Source organism: Microbispora sp. NPDC004025 (assembly GCF_053604425.1).
Window position 1 is genome coordinate 622,644 of the sequence record NZ_JBSGHN010000002.1, and the last position, 20,090, is coordinate 642,733.

Below are 20,090 nucleotides of genomic sequence, written 5' to 3' on the forward strand. Positions count from 1 at the left end.
TTGACGGAAGGTGGAGCGTATGGAACAGCAGCACGAGCCGGGCTCGCCGGAGGGCATGACGAAGCAGGCGGTGGACATCCGCAGCGACCTCGCGCGGTGGATCAGCGGGACGCACGTCTTCCCGGCCGGCCGGGAGGACCTGCTGGCCCGCGCCGCGTCCGAGTCGGCGCCGGACGGGGTGCTGTCCGCCCTGCGGTCCCTGCCGGACCGGACGTTCGACAACGTCGAGGACGTGGCACGCGAGCTCGGCGTCGGCGGCAGGCAGCAGAGCGACTGACCGGCACAGAGCAGCGCGGCCGACAAGCACAGAGCAGCGCGGCCGACAAGCACAGAGCAGCGCGGCCGACAAGCACAGAGCAGCGCGGCCGACAAGCACTCAGCAGCGCGTTGGCGACCACGACGCCTCCGGACGCGATGGGGCGGCGACGGGTCCGGCGGACAGTGGCCTGGCCGGCCGGTCGCGGAGGGAACGCGAGGTTCGCTCCGCTCTGCGGAGCCCCGCCCGCTGGAACGGACCGCGGCGCCGGCCGGATCGATCCGGCCGGCGCCGCGGACGCTGCCGGAGCCGCGGGCCCTCAGTCGCGCTCGGGGTCGAGGGGGACGAGCAGGTCGTGCAGTTCCTCGAAGAGCCCCGGTGCCGCGCACAGCGCCATGTCGGGGCTGACCGGCCTGCCGTTCAGGCCGCCGAGCCGGGCCCCGGCCTCCACGGCGATCAGGCCCGCCGCCGCGTGGTCCCAGTAGTTGGTGCCGCGCTCGTAGTAGGCGTCGACGCGGCCCGTCGCGACGGAGCAGAGATCGACGGCGCACGAGCCGCCGCGCCGGATGTCCCTGACCTGGGGCACGACCTGTGCCAGCACCTCGGCCTGCACCCGGCGACGCCCGGCCTCGTAGCCGAACCCGGTGGCGACGAGGGCTTTGGGCAGCGGGACGCCGGTGTTGCAGCGCAGCCGCTCCCCCTTCAGCCAGGCGCCCCCGCCCTTCGACGCGGTGAACAGCTCGCCGCGCGGCACGTTGTGCACCGCGCCCGCGACGATCTCGCCGTCCACCTCGACGCCGATGCTCACCGCCCAGTCCGGCAGGCCGTACAGGAAGTTGACCGTGCCGTCGATGGGGTCGACGACCCACCGGACCGCGCCCTCGCCGGGGGTGTCGCCGCCCTCCTCGCCGAGGATCGCGTCGTGCGGCCTGGCCTCGGCGATCCTGCCGCGGATCAGTTCCTCCGCGGCCCGGTCGAGGGCGGTGACGACGTCGGTGGGGCTCGACTTGGTTGCGAGCACCTCGGGCCGCGCGGGCCGCTTGGCGAGGAGCATCTGGCCGGCCTCCTCCGCTATGCCGGCCGCCAGCTCCAGCAGCTCCTCCACCCGTGCGCGGTCATGCCGGTACTCCCGCTCGTCCATCCTGGCCTGCCCCCTCCTCGTACGTGCTCAAGAACGAAGCGCGGCCGGCGCCCGGCTCGGGCGTCGGCCGCGCGGATGACATCCTCCCAAACCAGGATGTACCGCCACTCAACGGTCAGCTCAGGGACGGCGGCCGGCTCCACTCCTCGTCCAGGACGTGCTGGGACAGGAAGGCCAGGACGGTCTCGTACCAGGCGATCGCGTTGCCGGGCTTGAGCACCCAGTGGTTCTCGTCCGGGAAGTAGAGGAACTTCGACTCGACCCCCGAGCGCTGGAGGTCCCACCACAGCCGCAGGCCCTCGCCGATCGGCACGCGGTAGTCCTTGTCGCCGTGGATCACCAGCATCGGCGTCCTGATATCCCCGAGCGACCGGTGGGGCGACAGCCGGGCGTACCGGGCGGACCCGAGGACGCCCAACTCCCGCTGCCAGTAGTTCGCGCTGTCGGTCGTGCCCGCGAACTGGTCCAGGTTCCACAGCGAGGCGTGCGTCACGATGGCCCGGAACCGGTCGGTGTGCCCGGCGACCCAGTTGGCCATGTAGCCGCCGAAGGAGCCGCCCATCGCCGCCGTCCGCTGCTCGTCGATCTCCGGCCGCTTGAGACACTCGTCCGTGATCGCCATGAGGTCGGCGTGGGTGACCGGTCCCCAGTCGCCCCAGCCCCGCTGGATCATGTCCTGGCCGTACCCGGTGGACAGGCAGGGGTCGGGCAGCAGCACGGCATAGCCGTGCCGGGCCATGAGCCAGGGGTTCCACCGCCAGCTCCAGTCGTTCCAGCTTCCCAACGGACCGCCGTGGATCCACAGCAGGAACGGCGCCGGGTCCTCGGCGGTCGCCTCCGCGGGGACGACCAGCCAGCCGCGGATCTCGGTCCCGTCCTCGCCCGTCGCGGTCACCTCGGTCAGCGTGCCGGGCAGGTCGAGCGGCGGCGTGGGCGAGGACAGCGTCGTCACCGCGCCGTCGGCGGCGATCCGCACCGGCCGCGGCGGCGAGTCGACCGCGCCGCGCAGGGCGTAGACCGAGCCGTCGGGGGCCGGGCACAGCTCGGCGTACGCACCGTCGTCCGGGGTCACCCTGGTGACGGCGCCGTCGAGGGGGACGCGGAAGACCGGCCGGCGGCCCTGGTGGTCGGCGGCGAAGAAGAGCTCCCGGGAGGAGGGCGCCCACGCGACCGCCGCGGGGAAGATCTCCGCGGCGACCACGCGTCCCTCGCCCGTGTCCAGGTCGACCACCCACAGGTCGAGCGCGACCGGCACCTCCTCGGTGCCGCGCCCCTCCCGCACGCAGGCGACCAGCCGCCCGTCGGGAGACACCACGACCGGGCCGCCGAAATCGTGCCCGCCGGACGTCGCGAGCGTGCGCCGGGACTCGTCCGCGACGTCGATCGCGACCAGGTCCCAGCGGATGTCGCCGTTCGGGAGCGGCACCCGCCAGGTCGTGACCACGGTCCGCCCGTCCGGGGTGACGTCGAACGACATGTGCTCGTCCAGCGCGCCGCCGGGCTCGGGCGTGAGGTCGCGCACGTCCTTCAGGTCCTCGCGCGCGGCGCGGCCGGCGAAGATCCGGGTCTGCGCGGGGCCGAGGTCGTGGTCCCAGTAACGCACCGGGTAGCCCTCGTGCAGGATGGCGCTGACGCCGGCCTCCTCGCGGGCCTTGCGGCGCTCCTCCTCGGTGCCGGCGTCGCCGGGCAGCACCGCGGAGGTGTAGACGACCGTGCCGCCGGCCGCCCGCACGCCGGAGACCCCGCCGGGGCGGGTGGCGACGCGCACCGGCTCGCCGCGCTCGGGCAGCACCCACAGGGCGGCGCTGTCGCCGCCGGTCTCCTTGGCCGTCTCGTCGGGCCTGCGGGAGACGAAGAACAGGGTCCCGTCGGGGGCGAACTCGGCCCCCGCCTCCCCCTTCGCCGACCTGGTCAGCCGGCGGGGCTCGCCTCCGGGGTCCTGGGGGAGCTCCCACAGCGCGGTGCCGTACGACTTGCCGTCGGGGTTGAGCGACTGGACCACGGACACGAGCCGGGTCCCGTCGGGCGACAGCCGCAGGGAATTCACGCGCGGCAGGGCCATGTATTCACGGATGTCCGGAAATTGGCTCACCGCTCGAACCTACTCGCAGACGCGCCGCCCGCCCAACCCCGAAGGCGCGGGCCGGACTGTCGTACCGCCCGCGTAAGGTGTGGCGCATGGGGAGCACCAACGGGTACGACGCCCTGCTCGTCGTCTCCTTCGGCGGGCCGGAGAAGCCCGAGGACGTCATGCCGTTCCTGGAGAACGTCGTGCGCGGCCGGGGCGTGCCGCGCGAGCGGCTGCTTGAGGTCGAGGCGCACTACCAGGGGTTCGGCGGGGTCAGCCCGATCAACCAGCAGTGCCGTGACCTGATCGCCGCGCTCGACGTGGACCTGCCGGTCTACTGGGGCAACCGCAACTGGCACCCGTTCCTGGAGGAGACCGTCCGGCGGATGAAGGAGGACGGCGTCCGCAGGGCGGCGGCCTTCGTCACCGCGGCCTACAGCTCCTACTCGTCCTGCCGGCAGTACCTGGATGACATCGCCCGTGCCCGCGCCGCCGTCCCCGGCGCCCCCGAGATCGTCAAGCTCCGTCACTACTACGAGCACCCCGGGTTCGTCGCGGCGATGGCCGACCACACCCGCGAGGCCCTCGGCCGGCTGCCCGAGAGCGACCGCGATCAGGCCCGGCTCGTGTTCACCGCGCACAGCATCCCCGTCTCCATGGCCCGTACCGCGGGGCCGGCGGGCGGCGCTTACGAGGCCCAGCTCAGGCGGGCCGCCGAGCTGGTGACCGCCCAAATCGGTGAGGGGCGGGCCTGGGACCTGGTCTGGCAGAGCCGCAGCGGCCCGCCGCAGGTGCCCTGGCTGGAGCCCGACGTCTGCGACCACCTGGAGGCGCTGCACGCCGAGGGCGTGCGGTCGGCCGTCCTGGTGCCCATCGGGTTCGTCTCCGACCACATGGAGGTCGTCTACGACCTCGACGTCGAGGCGGCGGCCACGGCCGAGAAGCTCGGCATGGCCCTCACCAGGGCCTCGACCGCGGGCACCCACCCGCGGTTCGTGTCGATGGTGGCCGAACTGCTCGCCGAGCCCGAGCCCGCTCCGTGCCCGGCGACCTGCTGCCCCGCGCCCGTGCGGCCCGCCCGCCCGCCGGTCTAGCAGTGCTTTGTCAGGTGCCCGGGATCAGGAGGCGTACGCGCGGGCGTAGGCGTCCGCGAGGGACAGGACCTTGTTCACGTAGTCCCAGGAGTGGTTGTAGAACCAGACAGCCTTCCTGAGCTTGTCACCACCGGCGCCGGCTCCGTTGGCGCACAGGTATTTGGCGGCCGACGGCACCGCGTCGTACGGGCTCCAGATGTCCGCCTCGCCGTCGCCGTCGCCGTCCACGCCGTAGGCCTTCCAGGTGGCGGGCATGAACTGCATCGGCCCGAGCGCCCCCGCCGACGAAGGGCCGTTGTTGCGGCCGTGGCTGCTCTCGACCTGCCCGATGGCGGCGAGGAGGGTCCACGAGAGGCCGGGGCAGACGGTGGCGGCCCGCTGGTAGAGGTCCAGGTAGCTCCCGGGCCGCCCCACCAGGGCCTGTCCCGGTGTTGACGTGGCATGCGGCCGGGCCGCGGCCTGCCCGACCCTGACGACCTGCGCGCCCTTGCCGAGCAGGCGTCTGACCGCCGTGTCGCTCACCTTGCCCGGGTCGCCGTGGACCAGCACCACGACGCCGCCGGGGAAGCCGAGCCTGTGTCCCAGGTCCTGGCTGACCAGGCCGTCCACCCCGGGCAGCCCGAGCGAGGCCGAGGCCGCGACGCGCAGCGTGGGGCCGCGGTCGATCTGGTACTCCGCGCCGAGGACCATGCCGAGACGCTTGATCGTGGCCACGTCGGCGACCATCTCGCCACGGGCGAGCGCGCTCCACACCTCCGGGTGGTCGGCCACACGCTTGGGCGTCCACGACCGGAACTTGGCCGGGTCGACCGCGAGCAGCCGCAGGGCCGTGCCCGACACGTGGACCGCGCCGCCGTCGGTGACCGTCACCTTCTGCACGTGCCGCAGCTTGGCGATCTTCAGCAGGGTCCGCTCCGGCACCCGCTTCGGGGCGATCGCCAGCAGGTGCGGCGGCGTGACCTGCACGCCGGGCCCGCCGACGACGGGCGCGCTCGACGGCAGCGTGCGGTCGGGCACGAGGCTTCCCGCCGTCGCCCGCGCGGCCGGAGGCGGGTCGCCCGCCCGCGCTCCATCGGTCTCCGCCCGTGCCGCGTCCTGCCCCGGACGGCCGCCGCCCGCCGCCAGCGCGCCCCTGTCCGGCCAGGTGACCAGGAAGGCGGTGCCTGCGGTGATGACGCTCAGGATCACGACGGCGAGGCCGGTCACGATCGGGCGGAGCCGCGCGGAGGCGGCATGAGTGGGTGTCCTCACCTCAGCCCCTGCACCCCCGACGCGGAAAAATCACTTGCCTCATGATATGCGGGTAGGCGATAACCAAACCGGAGACAAACGCCGTCCGCGTGTCCCGGGGTCGCCCCGGGACCGCCGCCGCTGTCGAACGGCCGGCCCGGACGCACACGCACCACCGTGCGGAAGGGAAACACACCATGGTCGGGCCGTATCGGGGGCTGTTCGGCACGCCCGGAGTCAAGGGCTTCGTCATCTCCGGGTTCATCGGGCGCGCGCCCATGTCGATGCTCGGCATCGGCGTCATCCTGCTGATCTCCGCCGTCACCGGGTCGTACGCGACCGCCGGGGCGGTCGCGGCGGCCGTGTCGCTCGCGTTCGCCGTCGCCGCGCCCCTGTCGGGGCGGCTGGTGGACCGGTTCGGCCAGGCGAAGGTCCTCGTCCCGTTCATCCTCCTGCACGCCGTCTCGATCACCGCTCTGATGCTGTGCGCGCACGCCGGGGCGCCGCAGTGGACGCTGTACGCGACGGGCGTGGCGTCCGGGGCGACCGGCCTGTCGCTGGGCTCGATGGTCCGGGCCCGCTGGTCGCACGTACTCAAGGACTCCGGCCGGCTGCACACCGCGTTCTCGTTCGAGTCGGTGGCCGACGAGGTGATCTTCGTCGGCGGGCCGGCCTTCGTGACCGCGCTCACCACGGGCGTCAACGCGTACGCCGGGCTGATCGCCACCATCGCCTTGGCCCTGGCGGGCACCCTCGCCTTCGCCTGCTTCCGCGGCACGGAACCGCCGGCCGTACGCCACCGGAGCACGGGCCGGTCCCCGATCGCGATCCCCGGGGTCGCGATGCTGTCGGCCGTCTTCCTCGCCATGGGGGCGGTGTTCGGCTCGATCGACATCATCACGGTCGCCTTCGCCGACGAGCACGGCAGCAAGGCGGCATCCGGATTCCTGCTCGCCTCGATCGCGGCCGGCAGCATGGTCTCCGGCCTGTGGTTCGGCTCCCGCCAGTGGAAGATCAGCCTGCGCAGCCGGTTCGTCCGCGGCCTGTCGCTGTTCGCGGCCGGGCTCACGCCCGTGCTGCTGATGGACGACATCCGGGCGATGGCTCCCGCGCTCTTCCTCGCCGGCCTGTCGATCTCCCCCACGCTCATCACGGGGTTCTCCCTCGTCGAGCGGATGGTCCCGGCCGAGCAGCTCACCGAGGGCATGGCGTGGATCTCCACGGCCCTCGGGCTCGGGGTGGCCGCCGGCGCGTGGGCGGGCGGGCGGCTGACCGACCTGTTCGGCGCGTCCAACGCGTACGGTTTCTCCTACGCCTGCGCGCTGCTCGCGGTGGTGGCGGGCCTCGGCGGCTCCGCGCTGGTCCGCAGGCGTCAGTACACCGGGTGAGCGGCGGGCCGCGCCCATAGGCAGCCGGCCCGATCATGAGTAGTGTTCATGTTCACCCCGGGGCAGGCGCCGGGGCGAGGAGGATCATGGACGCCTTCGTCAACTGGGCGCGCAACCAGTCGGTCACCCCCGCGGAGATCCGCACCCCCGCGTCGGCGGGCGAGGTCGCCGACGCCGTACGGGACGCCGCCAGGACCGGGCGGCGGGTCCGCATGACCGGCACGGGGCACTCGTTCACCGGGGTCGCGCTCACCGACGGCATCCTGCTGCGGCCCGGCGCGCTGACCGGAGTCCTCGACGCGGGCGACGGATGGGTCAAGGTCGCCGCGGGCACCCCGCTCCACGCGCTCAACGAGGAGCTCCACCGGCGCGGCCTGGCGCTGGCCAACATGGGCGACATCACGGCCCAGACCGCCGCCGGAGCGATCCAGACCGGGACCCACGGCACCGGCAGGCACGTCGGCGGCCTCGCCGACCAGGTCGTCGAGCTGGAGATGGTCCTCGCCGACGGCTCCGTGACGACCGTGCGCGAGGGCGACCTGTTCGACGCCGCCCGGGTGGGCCTCGGCGCGCTGGGCGTCCTGACCGCGGTCACCTTCCGGGTCGAGCCCGCGTTCCTGCTGCGGGCCCGCCGCGAGCCGATGGCGTTCAGCCGGATCCTCGAGACGCTCGGCGACCTGACGGAGACCGACGACCACCTCGACTTCTTCTGGCTCCCCCACACCGACACCTGCCTGGTCAAGCGCAACAACCGCGACGCCGGACCGGCCCGGCCGCCCGCGGCGTTCAAGCGGTGGCTCGACAACGTCTTCCTGGAGAACACGCTGTTCGGCGCGGCCTGCGCCCTCGGGGCCCGCTTCCCCGGCGCGGTGCCCACGATCAACGGGGTCTCCGCGCGCATGCTCGGCGCGTCGGAGTCCGTCGACGCGTCCTACCGGGTCTTCACCTCGGTGCGCGAGGTCCGCTTCCTGGAGATGGAGTACGCCGTTCCGCGCCACCACCTCGCCCAGGCCCTGCGCGAGACGCGGGACCTCGTGGAGCGGTCGGGCTGGCCGATCACCTTCCCCGTCGAGGTGCGGGTCACGCCGCCCTCGGACGCCTGGCTGTCCACCGCGTACGGCAGGCCCTCGGCGTACGTCGCCTGCCACGTCTACCGCCACGCCCCCAATCCCGCGTACTTCGAGGGCGTGGAGGAGATCATGGTCAGGCTGGGGGGCCGGCCCCACTGGGGCAAGCTGCACACCCGGGACGCGGACTACCTGCGTACCGTGTATCCGAGGTTCGGCGACTTCCTCGCGCTGCGCCGCGAGATGGACCCGGACGGGCTGTTCGCCAACGATTACCTCGACCGCGTGCTCGGCGCGTCGCGGGAAGCCTGACCCCATGGCCGCGTAAAGTCCCTCTCCACGGTCCGGCGTCTTCCGCGTGTCGCGTTGCCCGCGCCGGCCCTCGGGCAGGCACATTGCGGAGCACGGGCACACCAGAGCCCGGCGCGCCACTCGAACCCGAGGGAGCAAGCAGGAATGAGACCCTCCCGCAGGTCCGGCCGCACGGCGTACGGCACGGTCACGGGGCCGTTCGCCACGCCCGCGCCGTACGGACGGGCGGTGGGCGCGCACCACCTGAGGAGACACGACCCTCGCTCTCGCCTGATGGGCCGGACCGGCGGCGCGACCGCCGTCCGTGGACTGCCACTCCCACATGACCGACAGGTTGTGGAAAGGTGAACGCGAAAAATGTGACCGGGGTCACAACATCTGCCTCGCCCCCTGGCGAGGCGATGTTCGGACATGCCGGGTACGGTGCTGGAAGGCAACCGGCTCACGCGAGAGACTCAAGGGTCCGGGGGAAGACAGAGCACGACGACGAAGGGACTCGCATGCAGGAGCTCCGTCTCGTCGCGGTAAGTGAGGACGGAACGTACCTCGTCCTGGCGACGGCCGGGCGGGGCACGCGCTTCACGCTGCCCGTCGACGACCGGCTCCGCGCTGCCGTCCGCGGCAACTTCTCCCGTCTCGGCCAGTACGAGATCGAAGTGGAGAGCCCGTTGCGTCCCAAGGAGATCCAGGCGCGCATCCGTGCCGGCGAGACGGCTGAGGAGATCGCGGCCACCGCCGGCATTCCGGTGGAGAGAGTCCGCTGGTTCGAGGGGCCGGTTCTCCAGGAGCGCGAGTACATGGCCCAGCAGGCCCAGCGGGTCCCGGTCCGGATGCCCGGCGAGACGACGCCCGGGCCCACGCTCGGCGAGCTGGTCGCCGAGCGGCTGACCCGGCGCGGCGTGCCCGCCGACGAGATCGACTGGGACTCCGCCAAGCGCGACGACAACCTGTGGCGGGTGCGGCTCGGCTTCGTCTGGAACGGTCACACCCGGCACGCCGAGTGGCTCTTCGACCCGCGCCGCCGCCACATCACCCCCAACGACGACGAGGCCATGCGCCTGTCGGCGACCGAGTACGTCGAGCCGGAGCGGGACGACGCCACCGTGCGGCCCTTCGTGCCCCGCCTCGCGTCCAAGCTCGCCCCGGTGCCGCCGCTGCCCCACGAGGCCGCCTATCCGGCCCGCGACGAGCGCGGTCTCGGCGTGCCTGCCGTACGTCCCGAGCCCGTGCGCTCCGAGCCGGCCGCGCTGGCCGAGCCCGTGCCGCCGCCGCGGCTGAGCCCGCCGCTGCGTGCGGAGCCCGGGCGATCCGAGTCCGGACGGCCGGAGCCGTACGCGGACGAGCCCGCGGCGTACCGGCCCGAACTGACTCCGGTGCCCTTCCGGCTGCCGCAGTCGCTCATCGCCGCCGCCCCCGACCCCGCGCCGGTCACCGACGCCAGGGTGGAGCGCACGGCGGAGATCACGGTGGAGACCACAGCGGCGACCGCCGGGGAGCCGGCCGCCGAGCCCGCACGGGCCGTTCCGCAGGCCGCGGACGCCCAGCCCGTTCCGAGCCGTGAGGCCGCCGGGGACGGCGCGGGCCGCGAGGACGGTCAGGACGCGGTGGGACGGCAGGCCGCGGCCCAGCCCGTCGCCGATGCCACGCCCGTGCCCGCCGCGGACGCCGGGGTGCCGAGCCTGCCCTCCGCCGCGACCGGTCCGGCCGATGCCGCCCCCGTCCAGCCCGGCACGCCACGACCCGCCGCTGCTGAGGCCACTGCTGAGGCCACCGTCGCCGTACCGGCGTCGGGCCGGCAGGAGCCCGCCGCGAACACGGCGGCGGCCGTCGACGAGACCACCACCGCCGGACCGGGGTCCCACCCGCAGGAGCCCGCCGCGAACGCGGCCCCGGACGCCGGCGCAACCACGACCCCATCCGTTGTCGCGGGCACACCGGCGGACACGCAGGAGGCCGCGCGCCTCGCCACGCCAACGGACGCGTCGTCCGCCGAGAACTCCTCGGCGCCCACCGGCGCCGCGACGACCACGGGCACCACCACCACGGGCACCACAACCGCGGGCACCACGACCGTCGGCACCACGACGGTCGGCACTGCGGCGGCACTGGACCCCGTTGCGACCGGCACCGCGACGACGGACTCCGGGGCGACCGATTCCGGGGACGCGGATGTCGTGGCAGCCGAAGGCGGTGCCGGCGCAGCCGACGCGGCGGTCCCGGCCGCCCCCCTCGGCGCGGACGTGCCCGGCGCGACCGACGCCCCCCGTGCGGCTGCCGAGGCGGAGCACCCGGCCGCGCCCGACGCGGGCACGGAGAACGGCACAGGAAGCGTCACAGGCGCGGACACCGGCACGGCCACGACCGCGGACACCGCCGGAGGCGGCGCCACGGACGCGGCGACACCGGCGGCCGCGGTCGCCGCCGCCGTCCCCGCACCCGCTCCACCCGCGGAGCCCGTAGCGGAGCCCGCCGTCCGGCCGTCGGCAGACACCGCGACGAACGTGCCCGCGGAGTCCACAGCGGAGCCCGTTGCCCCGCCGGCGGCAGACACCGCGGCGAGCGTGCCCGCGGAGCCCGCGGCGGCCCCTTCCACTCCCGCCCCTGCCGCTCCGGCGGCGGAGGCCCAGCCGGCGGCCGCTCAGGCTCCGGCGCAGCCGCCCACGGAGGCACCACCCGCGCGGCAGTCTCCGGCTCCCGCCCCGGCTGCCCGTACGGGTGACTCCGGGAAGCGCGCGGGCGACGGGCCCAAGGACGGCGCGAAGGAGACGCAGAAGGACGCCCCGAAGGACGCCAAGCCCGAGACGCCCGCTCCGCCCGTGCCGAAGCCGGCTCCCCCGCGTCCCCGCAAGTCGCGCGGACGCCGGGCCTCGGTGCCGACCTGGGACGAGATCATGTTCGGTGCCCGCAAGCAGGACTGACCCCGCGGGACGCCGGGCCTTCGAGGCCCGCTGAGCGGAGCCTGTGACGGCATCGGCCGTGGCAACCGGTGAGGAAAGGCCGGCGGGGAGTTCGCGAACTCCTCGCCGGCCTTTCGCACGTCCGCGCGGATGCCCGGCCGCGCATGCCGCACGATTCCCAGGCTGCGCACCCCTGCGCACGCCCGCACGGGTCCCAGGCTGCGCACGCCCGCACGGGTCCCAGGCTGCGCACCCCTGCGCACGCCCGCACGGGTCCCAGGCTGCGCACCCCTGCGCACGCCCGCACGGATCCCAGCCTGCGCACGAGGGCGTCCCGGCCCGTTTCCCGGCATTTCGCGCGGCCGGCCCCAGGTCGGACTGTCCGGAACAGTTCCGGACGATCATGAGCCTTGTCCCGCGTCTCGTCCCTCGACGATCTTCCGTGGTGTTCCCCTCTCTCCCCACGGAGGTTCTCCTTGCATCGACGATCACTATGGGAGCGCGTCCGTGTGCTCGCGGCGGCCGCTCTGGTGACCGCAGGCACGCTGGTCGCGCTCCCCCGGGCATCGCACGCGGCGGTCACGGGGCCACCGCCGCAGGCGTCCGCCTTCGACCACGTCCTCTACTGGAACAGCGTCTTCATCGACACCATCCGCACGCTTCCCCGGGACGGCGTCGACCCTCAGTACAGCCACGACGGGGACCCGACCCGGCTCGCGCGGGCCGGCGCCATGCTGCACATCGCACTCCATGACGCGAACTGGCCGGCCGCGCCCGTCACGTACCTGCCGAAGATCACCCAGCAGAACCCGAACGACTCGATAGAGGCCACCATGGACGCGGCGGCACACCGCGTGCTCGAACACCTCTATCCGTACCTCGACTTCGACGCGAACCTCGCGTACGCGCTCGCGCAGATCCCCTCGTCGGTCCCGTCCCGCTACATCCAGGGCGGACGCGCCGACGGCGAGAGGATCGGCGATCTGATGATCGCCGAACGGTCGGGAGACGGGCCGGCGTTCGACCTCTCCTACACGGAGGGCACGGTCCCCGGCGCGTGGCGGCAGACGGGCTCCGGACCGGCCGTGACGCCCAACTGGGGGAGGCTCAAGCCGTTCGCCATGACGTCCCCCACCCAGTTCCGGCCGTCGCCGCCCGGCGGCTTCACCTCCTACGACCAGCTCGTCCGCAGTTCGCAGTACGCGCAGCAGGTCAACGAGGTGAAGGCGTACGGCGGGGCGGGGACACCCACCTCGCGGTCCGCCGACCAGACGCAGGCGGCGTTCTTCTGGGCGAACGACGGCAAGGGCACCTACCGGCCGGTGGGGCACCTGTTCTCCATCACCCAGACGGTGGCCAAGCAGAAGGGGCTGAAGCAGAACGAGACGGCGGAGTTGTTCAACCTCGTCTCCATGGCGCTGGCCGACGCGTCGATCGTCGCCTGGGGAGCGAAGTTCGACTCGCCGGTCGACCTGTGGCGGCCGGAGAGCGCGATCAAACTGGCGGACACGAACCTCAACCCCGCCATCACGCCCGACCCCTCCTGGCAGCCGCTGTCGGTGAACGCCGCCGGGCAGCACTTCTCGCCGCCCTTCCCCGCGTACATCTCCGGGCATGCCACGTTCGCCGGGGCCTGGGCGGGCGTCATGCAGAGGTGGTTCGGGCACAACCTGACCTTCACCGCGTCCACCGACGATCCGAACGCCAACCCGAAGACCAGGACCTTCGCGAGCTTCGAGCAGGCCGCCGAGGAAGACGCCCTCAGCCGGCTCTGGCTCGGCGTCCACTACCGCTGGGACGCCGACCGCGGCCTCGACGCGGGGTTCAACCTGGGCGATTACGTCTACGTGACCAAGCGCGACCAGGGATAGCAGCAGGCCGTCACCTCCAGGCCCTCCGGGCGGCGAAATCCGCTGACCCGGGGGGCTGCCTCGCGTCACCGATCTTTGTTAGTGTTTCGCCCGGATCGACGGCAAAGCGGGGCTTGGGAGGATCGTCGTGTCAGGGCCCTTCAGCGTGCCTCCCCAACCCGAGAGCCTGACCAACCCGGCCGAGTTCGTCGCCGCGCTGGGCCGTCTCCGCCAGTGGTCCGGCCTGACCTACCGGCAGCTCACGGCCGCCGCGAAGGCGGCGGGGGACGTGCTTCCCACCAGCACGATCGCAGGCGCCCTGGGACGCACGACCCTCCCCAGGGAGGAGTTCGTGGCCGCCTTCGTCCGCGCCTGCGGGCTCGGCGAGGCCGAGACGGCGCGCTGGGTGGCGCACAGGAAGCGACTCGCCGCGGGCATGACGCTTCCGGCCGACCCGCAGGACGAGACCACCGGCCCTGAGACCAACGGCCCTGAGACCACCGGCCCTACCGCCGGCCCTGAGACCAACGGCCCCGACCGCCCACCCGTCCGGCCGGAACAGGCCGGACCGGCGGACCGGTCCGGTCACGCCGACCGCGCCGCAGCCGGTGGGCCCGAGCGCCCCCACCAGGACGATCGCGCCGCAGGCAGTGGGCCCGAGCGGCCGGGGCAGGCCGATCCAGCGGCCCCTGCCGTACCCGACGACCCCGCCGCGCAGGACGATACGGAAGAACCACGCCGGGACGCCGTACGGCCGGAAACCCGGGCGTTACGGCGGTTCACTCTGGCGGGCGCGGGCATCGTGGTCCTGCTCCTCGCCACAGGCGCGGTCCTGCCGGAGCTGCGCGCGTCCCTGACCGGCGGCGGGGCGAAGCCCTCGCCCGCACCCACCGCCGCGACGGCCGGGAGCGACCGCACATCGTCCTCGGCCTTCCCCGGCGCCGCGGCGGCCGGGAGCGACCGTACGCCGTCCTCCGCCGCGACCCCCGGCAGCGGCGGTACGCCGCGTGACGGGTGGTACCGGATGATCCCCTCGCACGTCGCCGGACGCGACCTGTGCGTCGGGGAGGGACGCGAGCGCAACAAGCGGACCGACCGGCCGCTGGCCGCGCAGCGGCCCTGCCGGGACCTCGTCCCCGACACCTATCTGCGGGCGGCCGGCGACGGCGCCTACGAGATCCAATGGCACCATCCCAAAGAGGGCGTCGGCTGCCTCATGGTCGACGGTGCGATGACCGGCCCGGAGACGCTGCTCGCTCCCGCGAACTGCTCCGGGGCGGCGCACCAGCGCTTCCTGCTGACGCCCTCGGGGCCGGGGTTCACCGTGCGGCCCCTGCACAGCGGGCTGTGCCTCGGCGCGCTGTACGGCGAGGCCGATGTGGCCCCCGGCGCCGAGATCGCCCAGATGCCCTGCACCGGGCGCCCCGACCAGGCGTTCCTTTTCCGTCCCGTGCCCGCCCCGGCCTGGACGCGCGCCGACCACACCCGCCGGGCCCACGCGTCCTAGCCGGCCGGGGGCCGGGGGGCGAGGAACGGCGCGAGCCACTCGGGGGTGACCTCGGCGGCGAAGGCGACGCCCTGCTCCTCCCCCGCGTCGACCACCGCGTAGCCACCGCTGCCCGCGCCGACCCCGGCGACCACGGTCAGCAGACCCGCCATGCGTTGCGGAAGCGTCTGCCGCACCGTCCACCCGACCACCGCGCGGCGTTCCACGACGACCTGACCGCGGCGCAGGGAGCCCGACCTGACCGACAGACGGGCGCCGTCGTAGGCGTGCCCGAGCGAGCGGTAGCGGTCGAAGGCCAGAGGCACCCCCGCGACGGCGAGCACGGACGCGACGATCGCGGCGAGGTTCCAGCCCGCGAGCAGGGCGGCCACGGCGGCCAGGAGCCACGGCACGATCGCGCGCACGAGCCTGCGGCGGCGGGCGGCGGGCGGATGACGGCGCAGCGGCGCCCGGATCGGCCCCACCGCCTCCGCGGCCACCCCGGCGGCGAACGGCCGGGGCGTCACGGGCAGCAGTTGCCCCCTGCTCCGGGCGTCCCCCAGTCCGGTGACCAGGGCCCACAGCCGTACGACCCCGGCACGCCGCTCGATCAGGCCGTCGGCCAGTTCGTACCCCCTGATCCTGCGCCGCTCCAGCGACACGGACCTGCGGGTGAACAGGCCGCGCTCGGCGACCAGATGCCCCTCACGGGAGCGCAGCGTGAAGTCCCAGTTGAACAGCGCGTACGTCACTCCGCCCGCTACGGGCATGGCCGCCACGAGCACCAGGGCGACGGCGATCAGCAGCCCGGGCCGGTCGAGCGCCCATTCGAGCGCGCGCACGGCCGCGCGTTCGCCGAGGCCCAGCTCGCGCCGCCACTGCCAGGCGAGGCCGAAGGTCCCGGCGACCAGCGCGAACGGCGTGAGGAGATAGGCGCCGGACAGCGGGCCGTACATCAGCCAGGCGCGCGGCACCCGGGCGAGCACCCGCGGCGGGTCGACGGCCCCGCCGCCCTCCCCCGCGGCGGAAACGGTTCCGGCGGCGGGAACGGCTCCCGCGGCCGCGACGGCGGCGCCCCGGGCGACCCGCGCCGCCGGGCCGGGGCCGCGCTCGACCTGTGTCCCCTCGTGCGCCGGTCCGGGGGCGGCCGGGAGGGGCCCGCGGGCGAGCAGCACTGCGCGCAGCGCCTCGGCGCGCTCGGCCGTGAGCGCGTCCAGCACGCCCTCCTGCTCGCCGCCTCCGGCACCGGTGTCCAGTCTGAGCACGGCCAGGCCGAGCACGCGGTGGAGCGGTGAGGCGCTGACGTCGACGCCCCTGATCCGTTCCAGCGGAATCGTGCGCACAGAACGGCCGACCAGCGCCCGGGTCAGCTCCAGCCTGCCGCCCACGACCCGGTAGGTGAACGTCGCCCAGCGGAGCACCGCGTAGATCACCGAACCGGCCAGCCCGGCCGCCGCCCAGCCGAACGACGCGGGCGAGAAGCCCCCGGCGAGCAGCACGCCCGCCAGCGGCAGGACCAGCGAGGGCAGCATGCGGATCGGGTCGATCAGCAGCACCCGCGGGCTCAGCCGCGCGGCGGCGTACGACTGTCCTCCCGGCTCCGGCGCGCCGGGGCCGCCGGGCGGGACGGATGGTGGGACGGCGGCAGACGGCGAGCCGGTCACGTGGCGTCGTCCCTGAGCTCCTCGGCCCGCCGGGCGAGATCCTCCGCGAGGCGTGCCGCGACGTCGTCGTCGAGCCCGGAGATCGTGGACGAGCCGGCGTAGGAGGCCGTGCGGATCTCCACGGTCGCCAGCCCCAGCAGGCGTTCGAGCCAGCCCTGCGCGCGGTCGACCGTCTGGATCCTGCTCACCGGGACGAACACCCACTGCCTGCTCAGCCACCCCGCCCGGGCGTAGACGACGTCGCCGGACAGCTCCCAGCGGTGCACGGCGTACCGCAGCAGGGGTTCCAGGACGACGAAGGGCGCCATGACCACGCCGACGGCGACCGGGAGCAGCCAGGCGTGCTCGGACAGCACGTCCGGGGGCCACCGCGCCCCGCTCAGCCAGGCGGCCGCCCCGGCCGTCCCGCCGACGAGCAGGACGAAGCCGATCAGTGCCTCCACCAGCCACAACACGATGGCGCGGCGCGACACCGGGTGTGCCGGATCGCGGAGCGGACCTGTCACGCCTCCCACCCTAGGCAAGCCGTCAGCGATGTGTCAGCGGCTGACGGCCGCCCTCGTGCACCGCGTGGGCCAGCGCCAGCCGCGTCGGGTCGCCGTCGCCGCCCGCCAGGACCAGCGCCTCCGCCGGCCGCTGCGCGCCCCCCAGCCGGTGTCCGGACGGCCATCCGTACGTCGAGAGGGCCCAGGACGGCGAAGCTCATGCCCGCTCCCGGCGTGTCCCCCCGCATGCCTCGATTGTGGCGGAAAAGGGCGCGCGAGGCCTCACACCCCCGCACAACGGTCCTCGGCGCGCGCGGATCGATTCCATGGACACCGAGGGATTCTGAAGACACCGAGGTCAACGGCCCGCACGGGTCCGATCACCGGTACGGATCACCGCGATCCGGTCGGGGCACCTGTCCAATCCGCGTAGCATCATCGGGCATGGGGTCGCCGAGAAAATCAGCGGTCGTGCGAGCCGCCGTCACGGTGACGGCGTTCACGCTGGCCGCGTCGGGCTGCGGAATCCTCGGCGGGGGATCGCCGAGGAACCTCGACGTCATCAGCGTGTCGAGCCCGCAGTTCCGCGACGGCGCTCCCCTGCCGGACGACTACTCCTGCAAGGGGGGGCAGGGCAACCCGCCTCTCCGCTGGTCGGGCACGTCGGGCGCCAAGTCGGTGGCCCTCGTGGTCGACGACAGCAGTCCTCTCAGCGGCCCGGAGGTGCACTGGGTGGTGTACGACATCGACCCCGCGACGACGGAGCTGGGCATGAACGACGTCCCCCGGGGTGCCCGGCAGGGCAGGACCACGAGCGGGAAGGTGGGCTATGCGCCCCCATGCCGGGCCGACGGCAGCTACCGTTTCACTGTCTACGCGTTGAACGCGAAGCTCGACCTGCAGCAGGGGGCCGACCTCGCGCGGACCCTGGAGGGCATCGCGAGTCACACCATCGCCCGTGGGCGCCTCACGGCGAACACGATCGAGTGACATGCTGAGCACCGGAGGTAGTCGTGCTACACCAATCTTCGCCTAGGGTGTGACAACGGTCATTGTGGTCGAGCAGAATCGGATCCAATTGCTGAGCGCAGGTGATCAAAGGGGGCAGATCGCGTCGATGGCCGCGCGATCTCACCGGCGCCGCAGAAAGGCCATGGCCTTGAGGGTGGTGCTATGACTGCGGTCATTGTGGGTCTTGTCGCCGTCGTGCTTCTTGTGCTGCTGGTCGTGGCGCTGGGCATGCGGTCGATGAACCGCAGGGAGAGCGCTCTCTCCGCCGAGCGCATCAAGGCGATGGCCGAGAACAAGGGCCCCAAGCCCCGGCGGCCCGCCGAGGAGACGTTCTTCGAGAGCTTCCCCAAGGGGTTCGACGCCTTCGAGGAGCCGGAGAAGCAGCGGCCCGCGCCGCGCCCGGCCCCCCGCCCCGGCGGTCGGCAGGCCGCGCGGCCCGCGCAGCGCGGCGGCAAACAGCCCGCCGCCGCCCGCGGCAAGCGCGGCGTGGACGAGTGGGGCGAGGCCGACGACTACGACGACGACTACTGGTCCCGCGTACGCGCCGACGACGGCGGCTTCGGGGGGACGATCGCCGCGAAGATGGCGACCCCCCGTCCGGTGGACGAGACCGCGGACGTGACCGGCGCCCCGGCCCAGGTGGCCGACCCCGACGCCGCGACCGTGCAGGCCCCCCTGCCCTCCCGCTCCTCCCGCTCGTCTCGCTCCTCCCGCGCCGGCGGCTCCGAGCCCGTGACGCCCGCCGCCCCCGTTCCCGCCTCGGCCCTCGCCGACCAGAAGACCGTCACGTTCTCCGCGCCGACGCCCGACCTGCTCGACGCCGCCGCCGCCGCGGCCGGCTCCCCCGCGACCGGTCCCTTCGACGCGAACCGTTCGACCGGCCCGTTCGACTCCCCCGCGGCGAGTGACCCCTTCGCGGCCGCCGCCGGGCCCCAGCAGGCCGCGCCGTCCACGCCGTCCACGCCGGGCGCGTCCGGCAGGTCGGGCAGGTCCGGCCGGTCGTCGCGCGCCGCCCGTCGCGCCGCCGCCGCTGCCGCCGCCGAGGCCGGGGGCTCCTACGACAGCCCGCGCGCCACGGGCCCGTTCCCCTCGTCCGCGAGCGCCGGCTCGTACGGGACGCCGCCCGCCGACCCGCTGGGGATCTCGGCGAGCACCGGACCCTTCGGGGCCCCCGCGTACGACGCGCCCGCGGGCACCGGGCCGTTCACGGCCCAGGGCGGCACGGGCTCCCCCGCCGTCTCCCCCGACGGCCGCTACGACACGGCGCCGTCCTCCGCCATCCCGGCCGGCGGGTCCTTCGTCGCGGGCTCGTACGACGCGGCCCGCACGAGCGGCGCGTTCGACGCCGCGGCGTCCACCGCCTCGCCGGGCGACGCGCTCGCCGACCCCGCGCCCCGCTCGACCGGCGGCTCCTTCGACGCGTGGGCGGGCTACGAGACACCGCGTTCCGACACCTACGACCAGTCCGGCGTCGCGACGGGCCCGTTCCACGCGGCCGACACCCCGTCGTACCCGCCCAGCGCGACGGGCGCCGGCGCCGACAGGGGCGGCGCCACCGACCCCGGCTGGCCGGTCGCGGGCAGCTACCCGCCGGTCTCCGCCGCCTCCGCTCCCACGACGGACCCCTCCTGGGCGGCCGCCCGCGACGTGCTCGACGACCCCGAGCCGCCGCGCGGCGCGTCCTCCTGGCCCAACGCGGAGACTTACCAGGCGCCCGGTTACGAGGGCTACGCCTCCGGCTACCCCGCCGAGGGCGGCTACGCGGCCGGCTCGACGCCGCCGCCGGCCGCCCCCTCCACCCCGTCGTACGAGGTGAGCGCGGGCTGGGCGACGATCGACGCCTCCGACTCGGTGACGGGCTCCGCGCCGGGGACCGCCTCGCCGTACGAGTCGGCGGGCTACGACGCCCCGTCGGGGCAGAGTCAGTACGGTTACGACCGGCAGCAGCCGCAGCAGGGATACGGCGACGCGCAGCAGCCGTCGTGGCCCGAGCAGAACACCGGCGGAAGCTGGCCCTCCTACGACGAGCTGTACGGCGACACCCCCACCTCGGCGAGCGGGCGGCGGGGCAACCACCGCAACCCGGAGAGCGACTATCCCGACTACTACCGGTGATTTTCCCGTTCACTGCCTGGTGACGG

General features: G+C 74.3%; 13 protein-coding genes and 1 pseudogene. 9 read left to right on the plus strand and 5 right to left on the minus strand.

Features of this window, described 5'->3' with window-relative positions; translation table 11 throughout:
- Positions 1-19: 19 nt before the first annotated feature.
- Positions 20-277 (plus strand): DUF2795 domain-containing protein, encoded by a 258-nt coding sequence (locus ACWEQG_RS07205; protein ID WP_452282520.1) that lies wholly within the window; start codon positions 20-22, stop codon positions 275-277.
- 298 nt (positions 278-575) lie between these two features.
- Here the strand turns inward: ACWEQG_RS07205 and ACWEQG_RS07210 are convergent, their stop codons facing one another.
- A complete protein-coding gene (locus tag ACWEQG_RS07210; RefSeq protein WP_452282522.1) occupies positions 576-1,397 on the minus strand; it encodes an inositol monophosphatase family protein in 822 nt (273 codons plus the stop codon).
- Between the two features lie 115 nt (positions 1,398-1,512).
- Positions 1,513-3,459: a prolyl oligopeptidase family serine peptidase gene (locus tag ACWEQG_RS07215; protein WP_452282884.1), complete on the minus strand. Its 1,947-nt coding sequence runs from the start codon at positions 3,457-3,459 to the stop codon at positions 1,513-1,515.
- A gap of 116 nt (positions 3,460-3,575) precedes the next feature.
- Between ACWEQG_RS07215 and ACWEQG_RS07220 the strand changes: the two genes are divergently transcribed.
- A complete protein-coding gene (locus ACWEQG_RS07220) occupies positions 3,576-4,559 on the plus strand; it encodes a ferrochelatase (protein ID WP_452282524.1) in 984 nt (327 codons plus the stop codon).
- 24 nt (positions 4,560-4,583) lie between these two features.
- Here the strand turns inward: ACWEQG_RS07220 and ACWEQG_RS07225 are convergent, their stop codons facing one another.
- Positions 4,584-5,810 carry a lytic transglycosylase domain-containing protein gene (locus tag ACWEQG_RS07225; protein ID WP_452282526.1) on the minus strand — a complete coding sequence of 409 codons (1,227 nt, stop codon included), beginning with the start codon at positions 5,808-5,810 and terminating at the stop codon, positions 4,584-4,586.
- Between the two features lie 176 nt (positions 5,811-5,986).
- Here ACWEQG_RS07225 and ACWEQG_RS07230 point away from each other — a divergent pair, with 176 nt between their 5' ends.
- From ACWEQG_RS07230 to ACWEQG_RS07250, 5 genes and pseudogenes are all read left to right on the plus strand, one after another.
- Entirely contained in the window at positions 5,987-7,177 is a 1,191-nt protein-coding gene (locus ACWEQG_RS07230) for an MFS transporter (RefSeq protein ID WP_452282527.1), read from the plus strand.
- An 86-nt stretch (positions 7,178-7,263) separates the two neighbouring features.
- Positions 7,264-8,556, plus strand: coding sequence for a D-arabinono-1,4-lactone oxidase (locus tag ACWEQG_RS07235; protein ID WP_452282529.1), 1,293 nt, complete (start codon positions 7,264-7,266; stop codon positions 8,554-8,556).
- A 500-nt stretch (positions 8,557-9,056) separates the two neighbouring features.
- A pseudogene (gene sepH, locus ACWEQG_RS07240) lies at positions 9,057-10,082 on the plus strand (septation protein SepH); the annotation flags it as partial.
- Positions 10,083-11,929: 1,847 nt separating this feature from the next.
- A complete protein-coding gene (locus ACWEQG_RS07245) occupies positions 11,930-13,324 on the plus strand; it encodes a hypothetical protein (protein ID WP_452282531.1) in 1,395 nt (464 codons plus the stop codon).
- A gap of 127 nt (positions 13,325-13,451) precedes the next feature.
- Positions 13,452-14,810: a helix-turn-helix domain-containing protein gene (locus ACWEQG_RS07250; RefSeq protein ID WP_452282533.1), complete on the plus strand. Its 1,359-nt coding sequence runs from the start codon at positions 13,452-13,454 to the stop codon at positions 14,808-14,810.
- Here the strand turns inward: ACWEQG_RS07250 and ACWEQG_RS07255 are convergent.
- Together ACWEQG_RS07255 and ACWEQG_RS07260 are read right to left on the minus strand one after the other, a co-directional pair.
- A complete protein-coding gene (locus tag ACWEQG_RS07255) occupies positions 14,807-16,453 on the minus strand; it encodes a PH domain-containing protein (protein WP_452282535.1) in 1,647 nt (548 codons plus the stop codon). The genes ACWEQG_RS07250 and ACWEQG_RS07255 overlap by 4 nt on opposite strands.
- Positions 16,450-16,959 carry a PH domain-containing protein gene (locus ACWEQG_RS07260; RefSeq protein WP_311922121.1) on the minus strand — a complete coding sequence of 170 codons (510 nt, stop codon included), beginning with the start codon at positions 16,957-16,959 and terminating at the stop codon, positions 16,450-16,452. Before ACWEQG_RS07260 ends, ACWEQG_RS07255 begins: the two co-directional genes overlap by 4 nt.
- A 423-nt stretch (positions 16,960-17,382) precedes the next feature.
- On the opposite strand from ACWEQG_RS07260, the gene ACWEQG_RS07265 reads away from it, so the two are divergent.
- Both ACWEQG_RS07265 and ACWEQG_RS07270 read left to right on the plus strand, forming a co-directional pair.
- The gene (locus ACWEQG_RS07265; protein ID WP_452282537.1) at positions 17,383-17,928 is read left to right on the plus strand and encodes a YbhB/YbcL family Raf kinase inhibitor-like protein; all 546 of its coding nucleotides are present in this window, start codon (positions 17,383-17,385) and stop codon (positions 17,926-17,928) included.
- Between the two features lie 183 nt (positions 17,929-18,111).
- The gene (locus ACWEQG_RS07270; protein WP_452282539.1) at positions 18,112-20,064 is read left to right on the plus strand and encodes a hypothetical protein; all 1,953 of its coding nucleotides are present in this window, start codon (positions 18,112-18,114) and stop codon (positions 20,062-20,064) included.
- Positions 20,065-20,090 lie beyond the last annotated feature (26 nt).